This window comes from Phormidium sp. CCY1219 (assembly GCF_055795085.1).
Window position 1 is genome coordinate 1 of record NZ_JAYFEQ010000275.1, and the last position, 11,070, is coordinate 11,070.

Genomic DNA, 11,070 nt, shown 5'->3' on the forward strand with positions numbered 1-11,070 from the left:
ACTCTACCACACGCCGTGAGGTATTTCCGGAATAATCTAGAATTTTCCAGTAAATCAGGCTTTAGTCATTAACAGCAAATGACCGAGTTGATGGCAACTGTCTGCCCCGATGCCCGAGATATCTGGAATGAGGGTCATCTGGGGTTCGGTCACGCCCTCTTGCGAACCACTTGGGAATCGGCAACGGAACGACAACCGCTCAGTTTTGAGGGGGAAGTTTGGATTGCTGGAGATATCCGTCTGGATCGACGCGACGAGTTAATCCAGCAGCTACGGGGTCTGGGACGCCATATCGAGGATCCTACGCCAGATGTTGACTTGGTGTTGCACGCCTACCACACTTGGGGAGAAGCCTGTCTGGAGTACCTGAGTGGGGATTTTGCCTTTGGAATTTGGGATAGCCCGCAGCAGCGCTTGTTTTGCGCCCGAGACCAATTTGGGGTGGTGCCTTTTTACTACGCTCAAATTGGCAGCGGCTTGGTTTTCAGCAACCATCTCAATGGCTTGCGGTTGCATCCGGGAGTATCGGATAGACTCAACGAAGGGGCGATCGGCGACTTCCTGCTGTTTAGCATGAATAGGGATGTCGCCACCACCACTTTTGCCGATATCCAAAAGTTGCCCCCCGCCCACAGTCTGACTTGGCGCGAAGGTCAGATGAGGATCCGGCATTATTGGCAGTTGCCAGAAGCGGTAGAATACCTGCGTTACCAAGACCCCTCGGAATATGTGGAGCAATTTCGGGAGTTATTTGACCGGGCGGTTGCAGATAGACTGCGAACCGATAGTGCTGGCAGTCACTTAAGCGGGGGCATGGACTCCACCAGTATCGCCGCCACTGCCTATCAGTTAATGACGGCAACGGGTTCGCCGGTGGATTTTCGAGCTTACACGATTATCTACAAGCAGCTTTTGACCGACGACGAAGGAGACTATGCCACCCAAGTCGCGCAGATGGCCGGTTTCCCAATTGAATACCTAGTAGCCGAAGACTACATCCAGCAAGCCCCTCCAGAACGGCCAGAATATCTCTATCCCGAACCCCTATTCATTCCCACCCAAATTGCTGAAATCGAGATTAACCGGCGCATCGCGGGATACAGTCGAGTGTTGCTGGCTGGGTTTGGCGGCGATCCGGCATTTTATCCATCGCCGTCTTACTGGTATCAGTTGCTACAAAGCGCTCGGGTTGGGCATTTTATGCTGGATGCGTTGGGTTACATTCGCTCCTTTCGTCGCCTGCCGCGGTTGGGATTGCGGACTCAGTTGCGCCGTTGGCTTAAAGGAGGGCAGCAAGGCTCTCAAGATATCAATTTTCCCGATTGGTTTAACCCCGATTTTGCAAAACGAGCCAACTTGAAAGCGCGACTGGAAGAAATCTTGACCGCGACACCGCACACAGACCGCTACGGGATGACTTTTGCTCCCTTGTGGTCGAATATATTTGCTTGGTCGGATCCGGGCTTCACGGGTTTTCCCCTTAAAGTTCGCTTTCCGTTTTTCGATGTGCGCTTGGTGCTATACTTGCTGTCGGTGCCGCCTGTCCCCTGGTTTGAAAGTAAATTTTTGCTCAGGGAAGCGATGAAAGGCCGGTTGCCGGATGCGGTGTTACGGCGAGCTAAAACACCCCTGCGAGGATTTGCTCATTACAATTTAATGCAGCAACGAGGGATTCAGCCTTGGATGGTAGAACTGGGAGCCACGCCAGCCCTCAGCGCTTATGTGGAGACTGAATCCCTGTTGCAAAAACTGCAAGCTTTGGGAGAACTCACCCCTGCCAGTTACAATCAGGCTATCCCACCCCTGCAACTGGCATACTGGCTGCACCACCAACAGCGTCCAGAAGTTCAGTTCAGTCCAGTTTTATCGTTGATTTGAAACCCCGATTTAGGATAAAAAACTATGTCTCAAACATCTACCAACAACATTAATTCTTCCAGCAAAAAAGCATACCACAGCCCACAATTGCGAAAATTTGGTAATGTCAGCGAGCTGACGCTGACTGTTAATAACCCCGGGAACCCTAGTGATGGCGGCGGATCATCTCCTAATATCTATGTTTCTTAATCAAAATGAGTTTTTCGCTCTCGTTCTGAAGCGATAGTAGGTTTCGTTCTTGATGTAGGTAGCCCTAATCTGTGATTCTCAAGCAGACACCGAATCCAGAAAATTCTGTAGATCGCCAAGATGAGACCCGCTATAAAAACCATTTGAAATGGGAGCATCTCAATTTTGCCTAAAAACCGATCTGACCTCTCCCCCCAGCCCCCCTCCCCTCGCAGGGGAGGGGGGAATAAATGTCTTTCTCCCCCTTCCCTTCAAGGGAAGGGGGCTGGGGGGTTAGGTCTCTTGTCCAAATTGAGATGCTCCCTTTTAAAGCGCATAAAGACTGGGAAAGAGGGGGTGCTAGTCCCCTCTCAAACCTGAACTAGAGAAATGAGTAGTTTGGCTGGACTGGGTAAGCTTTATCAATACACAGCTTATGGCTTAACGCTAGAAGCGAACCACCCTCTACCGGGTTTAATCTCTGCCAAGGCTGATGCCCCGGTGGATATTTGGGTGGAATTAAATGGAGTGTTTGAACTGCCGTCACCAGATGTAGAGGAGTTTTCCTCTGGAGTTAACTTAATCTCCAAAGAAGACGGGACTTATTTCCATCTCTGGTTTCGCGGGGACGGACAAATTGATTTCGAGATTGACTCTGAGGGGAGTCATATCTTCGTAAGTTGGGAGCGTTCGGTAATCGAAGAAATCACTGCCATGTTATTAGGTCCGGCTTTGGCTTGTGCTTTGCGATTGCGGGGTACGCTTTGCCTTCATGCTTGCGTGGTGGGAATCGGTGGGCAAGCGATCGCGATTGTGGGGGAGAGTGGAGTAGGCAAATCCACCACGGCAGCGACTCTGGCGAGTCGGGGATATGCGATTCTTTCCGATGATATTGCCGTTGTTTGCAGTCGCGCAGAGTATTTCTTCGTCCAACCGGGATATCCGCGCATCCGATTATGGCCTAAAACCATTAATGCTCTGTACGGATCGGAGGCGGATTTGCCGCGAGTGTTCAGTTTTTCCGAGAAACGATTTGTGGATTTAAGGGATAACAGCGGTTCGACTGCGCTCAGTGCAAGCAGTACCCCCCGATGGCAGTTTCAAGGCGAACCCTTGCCTTTAGCCGCGATTTACGTTCTCGAACCCCGACAACCGGGGTTAGCCAAACCCACTGTAGAACCCATTCCCCCGGCAATGGCGGTTATGGAGTTAATGGCGCAGCGGTCTGCAAACCATTTAAAATTAGATATGGATAAGCAAGCGCGGGAGTTTGCCGCTTTGAGTCGCGTTGCTACGACAGTACCCGTGCGAAAAATAACTCGCAGCGATAGTTTAGAGGCATTACCCCAACTGTGCGATGCGATCGTGAAAGATGTAGCCGGTATCGTCAATTCGGCATTGCTTCGTTAAAGCGGTAGGGGAATGCTAATTTGGTTTAATTCCTCGTCATTTTCAGCCACTCAAAAATCCCATCCACCGTTAGCTCTAAATCAATAGACTCTAGAACGGGTGGCCGATCGCTACCTCGCAAAAGTAATGGTGGGAGTTCTGGGCGGAAAACTAAAATAGAGCGATCGGCTGGATCGATTAACCACCCTAACTGACAACCATTCTCCAAGCAATAGAGAAGATTGCCAATCACCCGATTTGAACTTTGTTCCGGTGAGAGAATTTCAATGGCCCAATCCGGGGATAATAAAAAGTCATTGGGAACTTCCCCGTCAGCATCAAATGGGATTCTCGACCAGAAAAAAACAGCGATATCGGGGACAATAGAGCGGATGCCAAAACTACAGCGTAATTCGGGAAAAGCACAAGCAATTTGCGGGGGTTCGGCGATGAGATTGATACTGTTACAAAGCCTAAGTTGCAATCGGCTATGCTTTCCTTTTGGCATTGGTTTTTGTACGATATCGCCGTTAATATATTCGCTAGCAGGCTTGGTTTCTGGGAGCTTCAAAAATTCTTCAATCGTCAAGGATTGAGTAATAGTGCTGGTCACGGAGCTTTGGATCCTAAATCTATGTACAAGGGTTTCAGCTATGATGCTTTTATCCCTCTATTGTAGCACTTGTTTGGCGGATGAGGGGCGATTCTCGGAAGCACAGACGCTTGGCAAAGCGATCGGCTTGACCCGACTATGGGTGTAGGCTGTAGAAACTGTTGGTGTTTGGCGCTACCCAGAAATGGGGGAGCTTTGCTGACGCCCTTGCCATATTTTCAGTTGCGAAAAAAACGGAGGAATTGATGGCTGTCATATCCCCAAAAATTGCCCATTTCACTGTGGAAGAATACCATCAAATGGTTGAAGTTGGCATCCTCAGCGATCGCCGCGTCGAATTGATAGACGGACTCATCTTAGAAATGTCTCCTGAAGGCACAGAACAGGCTTATTTTGAAGAAAATTTGGCAAAAATACTGGAACGGTTAACCGTCGGACGGGCGTATGTCCGAGAAAATAAACCGATCGCACTATCTAACTCCGAACCCGAACCGGATATTGTGGTTGCTAAACTCCCGCGATCGCAATACATCGACCATTACCCCTTTCCTGAAAATATCGAACTTCTCGTTGAAGTGTCCAAAGCCACTCGCAGTTACGATATTTCAACCAAAAAAGCACTCTATGCCCAAGAAAAAATACCGGAATACTGGGTTGTGGATATTAACGCTCGAAAATTAATCGTTTATCGTTTTCCTGAACCCGAAGACTATCGACAACAGCGCGAGTTTTCCGCGTCAGAAACCGTTTCTCCTTTAGCCTTTTCCGATATTTCAATTCCCGTCTCTGACATTTTTGCCATTTGAGGGAAAAAATCGACGCTGATGCTCATTTCACCCCTCACTGAATCCCTGGATGTCCTGTTGCCGAATCTGATGCCAGTATTAGTTGGATCCGATGCAGTTTTGGCTTTAAAATCCTTGGCAGGCAATCTTGCCCCCATTCTGCGGGGTGGGTTTGAATGTCGCCTCAATGCTAATGCCCCCCAAGTGGATTTGCAGCAGTGCATTGTTCGGGAAGAAAGGGAGTTGGCGTTGTTGCGAGAATTTGTTGCTGCTGCTATTGCCAACAAGGGCATTTCTGTGGATTCCGGTTGGGGGAAATTGCAGGTTTTTTTAGATGAGTGGCAATCCAGTCTTCAGGGGATTCCGGAAATTTGGCTGGAGTTTGATGTTAAAAGTTGCTCAAATTTTCTGCCCCTACCGGCGATTTTCTTCGGGTTGCCGCAAGAGGTATCGCCTGCGGTTTCCACCTATCCAATTGCCCAAAAATCTCTTGATTTACTCCTGGGTAAAGCGGGTTGGCGCGAGTGGCAAGACAATCTCGATCGCTGCTTTAGTGCTTGTCCGGAAAGCGTGTTTGTCAGTCACATCGGCGCAATGCTTTCCCGAAATTTCCCGGCTTTGCGAGTTAATGTCAAGCGCTTGCAACCGGATGGGTTAATTCCCTATTTGCAAGCGGTGGGTTGGCCGGGAGAAACGACGGAACTGGAAGCGTTGATGAAGGAGTTGTTTGCGCTGTGCGATCGCATCACCGTTTGTCTGGATGTGGGAAATAAAATTTATCCCCAAATAGGCTTAGAATGTATTTTTCTCAAACAGCCCCCAAGCGAACCTCGCTGGTCTATTTTACTGGATTATTTGGTAGAATTAGGACTGTGCGAACGGAAAAAAGGAGAGGCATTATTAAACTGGCCCGGTCAAACCCATCCGATGAATTCACAGGCAGTTTGGCCGAGAAAGTTAATTGCGGCTTCGCTTTTGCAACCAAGGGAACGGTTTACAGTTTTCGATCGCCGGTTGAGTCACATTAAAATCAGTTGGCGATCGCCTTGTAACCTAGAGGCTAAAGCTTATCTGTGGTTTGAACATCAGTGGTTATCTGTAAAATAGGAAGAAACAATGACCCAGCGGTTTGAGGAAAACGCAGATTTAGATAACTTTTATTCTACCGAATCCCTTGAAGAATGGCAACAGATTATCGGGGCGGACTTGCATTACCATTTTGGGTATTTTCGGGGTTCGGAAGATTTAGAAACAGGGTTAAAGCAAACCGTGAGAAATTTTTATCCTTACATTCCTCGGGGTTCGCGAGTTTTGGATATCGGCTGCGGTTGGGGAGGCCCAGGGAAAATGCTCGTTGAGGAGTGCGGTTGTGCGGTAGAAGGAATTACGATTAGTACAAAACAAGCCAAATACTGTCAAAGCATCGGCCTAAACGTTCGCTGTCAAGATGTGGAACGCGATGAAATTAACGAGAATTACGATGTCCTGTTTCTGTTAGAATTTCTCTCTCATATTCGCCAGAAAGCTGATTTACTGAGCAGCCTTCGCCCCTTGGCAACCCGCCTGATTCTCTCAGTCAACTGTGTGGCAGACAATTACTGGGGAGAACGAATTACGTTTGGTAAATCGATGGAATTTTGCACCGTTTCGGAACTCATTCATCATGTAGAGTCAGCGGGTTGGAAAATTAAATGGATGCAAGATCGACGATTTTATTCTCTGCGAACCTTCCCCCTGTGGAAGGAAAATCTCGATCGCATTTATGGCGATCGGCAACCTCCCGGACAATTAGCTATCCTTCGCTCTCATATCGATGCCGCGTTGCGAGATCCCGTGAGGTGGTCTCTGTCATTTCCTTTAATCGATATTGTGGCAGATTGACAAACCCAGGCTAAGAAAAGTAGGGGTTTTGGGCTAAAATAAAGGTGGCGTATCTGGTGAAAGGCCATTGCAGGGCTGCCTTAATCATCACGTTACAGTGACCATTCAACATGAATCGCCGGAATAGCTCTGGGTACTTCAGAAACCCGCAGGGACTATACCAGATTTAGAAAGACCAGAACAGGGGGAGTACGAGGTGCGTGAATCTCTGCGCTACTCAAGTTGATTGGGTGTCTTTGATTCCATAAAAAAGAATGAATGATTTGATGAACTATGAACCAAACGTTGCCTTTGCCATTTAATCCGCGATCGCCCGAGTTTCGCGCTAACCCCTATCCCACTTATCGCTATCTGCAAACACACCACCCAATTTACTATCGACCGGAACGAAAAGATTGGGTGCTAACCCGCTACGCTGATATTGTAGAAGTTCTGCAAAATCCAAGCTTTGGTCGATCGCAGGAAGAACAGGCAAACATACAAAGCGCAAAACAAGCACCAGCCAACCGATTTTTGGAGCTGCGTCAGGAAAGTCAAAAACTGATGAAGCTGTGGTTAGTGCTGCGAAATCCACCGGCTCATACGCGAATCCGTCACTTGTTGCATCATGCCTTCACTCAATCGCGAATTCAAGCTTTGCGATCGCGCCTTCAGACTCAGGTTGACCACCTCATCGATCGGGTCAAAAATCGGCGCAAAATGGATATTATTCAAGATTTCGCTTATCCCCTTACCCTCCAGTCAAATTGCGAAGTATTGGGAATTCCAGAATCAGAATGGCATCCCCACTTTCAGCAGCGATCGCAGGATTTGTCCTTGACGCTAGATTTAGATGCAACTGCGATCGCCAACGAGCGAGGGTTGCTGGCGATCGCCGGTTTCGCTGAATATTTCCGCAGTTTAGTTGCCAATTGGCACAGGTATTCCCTTCCTAAAGATACCCTAATTAGTACCTTAATTCAAGCCGAAACTGAAGGCAAATTGAGCGAACGAGAACTCATTGCAAATTGCATCCTACTATTTCATGCCGGACACTCTACCACGAAGTATTTGATTGCCAACGCCATTCTGGTACTGCTGCGGCATCCAGAGCAGCTTCACCTGCTACAAACAGACCCTTCTTTGATTGAAATGACTATCTCTGAAGTCCTGCGCTATCAGAGTCCATTGCAATCTATGTCGCGCACAGCACTGTCCGATATCCAACTCTCCAATCAAATCATTCATCAAGGTGAAATTCTCCATTGTATTATTGCTGCTGGCAATCGAGATCCGGCCAAGTTCCCCGACCCGGATCGATTCGATATTAAACGCAAACCCAATCCCTATCTTTCCTTTGGGCACGGAATTCATACCTGTATTGGGATGCACTTGGCTAAATTAGTAGCAGAAATTGCGGTGGGTACGCTGGTGCGACGTTTGCCCGAATTATCCTTAGCAACCGACTGTCTAGACTGGGAAGAAACTTTTGTGGTTATCAGTTTGAAATCCTTGCCAGTTGTCTTTTAATTCTTCTCTCTCGACTGATAAAGCACCCAACGCATCCCCCAGTCATGTTTGTGTGCGGCTTCGAGTTCTTCCACGGTGAAAACTAGACCCAGTTCAGCATCGAGTTTGACAAAGCTTTCTAAGTCAGGGGTTGGATTCTGGGCTAAAATCCGAGCTTTTAACCCATCATCATTACGCAGTTGTTGGATAAATTGAAACGCGGTTTGTACGGACATAATCTCATTTTTCCTTTTCTTTTAGAGGAAACAAGTCAAGTATCCCTCCCTTCCCCCCCCCTTTTTAAGGGGGGGAATTCTCTAAGCCCCCCTTAAAAAGGGGGGTTGGGGGGATTGGCAATGCGTCAATGGGGCGATCGAAGGTGGCAAAGCGATCGCGCACGTTCCCACTATCATTTAGCACGAATCCTTCACATTCTACCCAAGCGTGTGCCTCAAATTTTCCCTCCTCCCGTCGCACTCCAATCCGCAACTCGCTGTCAATTCCTTGCCGACGCAACAACCCCCACAACACCAGGGATTTTTTCAGGCAATTCGCCCAAGGTTGACAGTATCTCGCGGCTAAGCGCACCATGCGAGTCGTCTGTACAATTTTAGCAGTTTTCTCTTCATTAGAAAGGGAAAATTCCCAGAGCGATCGCTTTCTAGCTACAGCCGCTTGCGTCTGCTTCAATCCCCGCAATCTTAACGAAATTGCCACAAACACAAGCAACCCAAAAGCTTGCAGAACTAGCCAGCGATCGGACTCCTCCAATCCCCAAAAACTGCGGGATTTACGAATCGCTAATTTCAACCAGTCCATTGGCTAATAATTCTTGAATCAGATTTTCCACATCTTGCCGTAACTGTTCCGGTTCGACATCATACTCTTCTAGCAAGGCAGCGATCGCACTCTGAATCGAATCTTTTTCCGTCAGGGTTTGCCAGATGCGAGTGCCCACATCATCTAAACCAAAATACTGTTCGGTTTGCAAGTCCAGCAAAACCGACTCTCCGGCTAAGTCTTGAGCGATTACATTGTCTGCAGCAGAGATTTTCCGCTCTAATGAGAGTGGCGACATTTTTTTACTATTTAGCTAGCTATACTTATCCTCATTTATCATAAACCGCGTGTTCTGTCAAGAGGTTTGTCATTTGTCACTGTTCACTGGTCACTTGGTAACAGGTACTCCCTCAAACGACAAATGACCAATGACAAATGACCAATGACCAATGACCAATTTAAACTACCTTTAAATCAGCGTTCGATTTCGAGTAAATCGGTGAGCTTTATTCCTACTGTGGAACCCCCCTCAAATACCGAACCCGTCTTGCCCATTTCATACCGTTGGCGAACTTTTTTCAGCAGGCGATCGCTGAGGGAAACGTAACCGACTTCTGAGATTAAATATTGGTTCTCGGGGGCTAGGTGAAATTCCACAAATGCTTTAATATCTTCGCGATCGGCTACGGATTTATTCACGTATAAAAATTCCGGACGCGAAAGGGGTTGATAGCTACCATCGGCGATGGTTTCTGCATTAGGCGCAATGCAACCCTCGCCGCGATCGATGCCTACTAAGTTCAGTTTGTCTTTGTTTTCTTCATAATAGGCATAGCCAAAAAATCCGAGACCCCCCGGATCTGCAGCCACACCCCACACCAGGGTATTGTCATCTTCGCTGGCAGTATAGTCGCCGCGACTGTTTCCTTCTTCCCCTACGATTGCGGCGGTAAAGTAATCGTAAGTCCCGGAGTCAATTCCCGGACCGTACAAGCGCAATTGGCGATCGGGAAAACTTGCGCGAATTTGCCTCCAGTTCTCGATTTTCCCTTGCGCCTCCGGTTCCCAAATGGCTTTGATTTCCTCTACGGTAAGGCAATAAGCAAAGTTGTTTTCAGTATTTACAACTACGGAAATGCCATCAAAGGCAATGGGAATTTCAATGTAGTTAATGCCATTTTTTTGGCATTGCTTTTCTTCTACAGAATTAATCGGACGAGATGCGTTTGTAATGTGGGTTTCTCCAGCACAAAATTTCTTGAAACCACCACCAGAACCAGAAATTCCTACCGTAACTCTGACCTCGGGATTGACTTTCATAAATTCTTCCGCCATTGCTTCAGAAATGGGAAAAACTGTACTGGATCCATCAACTCGGATGTTGCCGATCGCTTCTCCTCCCGTGGCACCTGTAGCAAAATTTTTGCTGCCACTACAGCCAACTAAACTGAATGCACTTAGCATCAGCAGCGCTACAATAGATTGGTAATTGAGTGGCAATTTGAACGCCATACTTTTTCTCCCGATCGATGAAGTGGAATCAACCACCGCCCGCGCTTTCTCCTTGTTATCCCTGAAGGGGAATCGTTCAGACAATGTTAACTTTCGGTTCACCACTTCCGGGGAGTAATCCCTTTTACTATGACTTACCCCATCCCTGGAAAGGCGATCGGGCAAATCCTTCGCGTAGCTGATTCCCTCACCCGGCATTCCCCAACCGCGATTTCTCTGTTGGGTTGCCCGAGACATCCCTCTCCTATCCGAGGTGGCGACCTTCTTCTCTTAGTTTATAGTTGATTTTTCCATTTTTGGGAGACATGAGTTTAACGTTACTTAAACATTAGGGAAAGAATCGGTAAAGACTGTTTGATATTCTATCCGCGATCGCAATAATTTGTTCCAACGCTTTGCAATCCATGCATTGTTTTAACGTGGAGTCGGTTGGCAAACAATTTTTCTCTCACCCGGTACTCCCCTACTGTAGGGACAGAAATTATTGCCTTCCCGAAATTGCAAGCAAAGCATTGCATTAATGCCCTGCCTCCCCCATCGACTTGACCTGCCTCTATTATATCATCCCTGCCAATC

12 protein-coding genes are annotated in these 11,070 nt (G+C 47.8%); 7 read left to right on the forward strand and 5 right to left on the reverse strand.

Annotated features, from left to right (window positions below; translation table 11 throughout):
• The first annotated feature begins 78 nt into the window (after window positions 1-78).
• The 3 genes from AC0QH1_RS03720 to AC0QH1_RS03730 all read left to right on the forward strand — a co-directional run bounded on the left by AC0QH1_RS03720 (window position 79) and on the right by AC0QH1_RS03730 (window position 3,456).
• Window positions 79-1,878: an asparagine synthetase B family protein gene (locus AC0QH1_RS03720; RefSeq protein ID WP_324629513.1), complete on the forward strand. Its 1,800-nt coding sequence runs from the start codon at window positions 79-81 to the stop codon at window positions 1,876-1,878.
• A 24-nt stretch (window positions 1,879-1,902) separates the two neighbouring features.
• Entirely contained in the window at window positions 1,903-2,067 is a 165-nt protein-coding gene (locus AC0QH1_RS03725; protein WP_324629514.1) for a lasso RiPP family leader peptide-containing protein, read from the forward strand.
• A 369-nt stretch (window positions 2,068-2,436) separates the two neighbouring features.
• Complete coding sequence (locus AC0QH1_RS03730; RefSeq protein WP_324629515.1) at window positions 2,437-3,456, forward strand: serine/threonine protein kinase; 1,020 nt, start codon at window positions 2,437-2,439, stop codon at window positions 3,454-3,456.
• Window positions 3,457-3,481: 25 nt separating this feature from the next.
• On the opposite strand, the gene AC0QH1_RS03735 is transcribed toward AC0QH1_RS03730, so the two are convergent.
• Entirely contained in the window at window positions 3,482-4,048 is a 567-nt protein-coding gene (locus AC0QH1_RS03735; RefSeq protein ID WP_324629516.1) for a Uma2 family endonuclease, read from the reverse strand.
• Between the two features lie 245 nt (window positions 4,049-4,293).
• Between AC0QH1_RS03735 and AC0QH1_RS03740 the strand changes: the two genes are divergently transcribed.
• The 4 genes from AC0QH1_RS03740 (at window position 4,294) to AC0QH1_RS03755 (ending at window position 8,223) form a co-directional block, all read left to right on the forward strand.
• Complete coding sequence (locus AC0QH1_RS03740) at window positions 4,294-4,854, forward strand: Uma2 family endonuclease (RefSeq protein ID WP_324629517.1); 561 nt, start codon at window positions 4,294-4,296, stop codon at window positions 4,852-4,854.
• Between the two features lie 18 nt (window positions 4,855-4,872).
• Window positions 4,873-5,940 (forward strand): hypothetical protein, encoded by a 1,068-nt coding sequence (locus AC0QH1_RS03745; protein WP_324629518.1) that lies wholly within the window; start codon window positions 4,873-4,875, stop codon window positions 5,938-5,940.
• Window positions 5,941-5,949: 9 nt separating this feature from the next.
• A complete protein-coding gene (locus AC0QH1_RS03750) occupies window positions 5,950-6,714 on the forward strand; it encodes an SAM-dependent methyltransferase (protein ID WP_324629519.1) in 765 nt (254 codons plus the stop codon).
• Between the two features lie 273 nt (window positions 6,715-6,987).
• A complete protein-coding gene (locus tag AC0QH1_RS03755; protein ID WP_324629520.1) occupies window positions 6,988-8,223 on the forward strand; it encodes a cytochrome P450 in 1,236 nt (411 codons plus the stop codon).
• Here AC0QH1_RS03755 and AC0QH1_RS03760 read toward each other — a convergent pair.
• The 4 genes from AC0QH1_RS03760 to AC0QH1_RS03775 all read right to left on the reverse strand — a co-directional run bounded on the left by AC0QH1_RS03760 (window position 8,220) and on the right by AC0QH1_RS03775 (window position 10,731).
• The gene (locus AC0QH1_RS03760; protein WP_324629522.1) at window positions 8,220-8,438 is read right to left on the reverse strand and encodes a Nif11-like leader peptide family natural product precursor; all 219 of its coding nucleotides are present in this window, start codon (window positions 8,436-8,438) and stop codon (window positions 8,220-8,222) included. The genes AC0QH1_RS03755 and AC0QH1_RS03760 overlap by 4 nt on opposite strands.
• Window positions 8,439-8,502: 64 nt before the next feature.
• Window positions 8,503-9,021 carry a lasso peptide biosynthesis B2 protein gene (locus tag AC0QH1_RS03765; RefSeq protein WP_324629523.1) on the reverse strand — a complete coding sequence of 173 codons (519 nt, stop codon included), beginning with the start codon at window positions 9,019-9,021 and terminating at the stop codon, window positions 8,503-8,505.
• A complete protein-coding gene (locus AC0QH1_RS03770) occupies window positions 8,993-9,280 on the reverse strand; it encodes a PqqD family protein (protein ID WP_324629524.1) in 288 nt (95 codons plus the stop codon). Before AC0QH1_RS03770 ends, AC0QH1_RS03765 begins: the two co-directional genes overlap by 29 nt.
• A gap of 176 nt (window positions 9,281-9,456) precedes the next feature.
• Window positions 9,457-10,731, reverse strand: a complete 1,275-nt coding sequence (locus AC0QH1_RS03775) for a PstS family phosphate ABC transporter substrate-binding protein (RefSeq protein ID WP_324629526.1) — start codon at window positions 10,729-10,731, stop codon at window positions 9,457-9,459.
• Window positions 10,732-11,070: the final 339 nt, after the last annotated feature.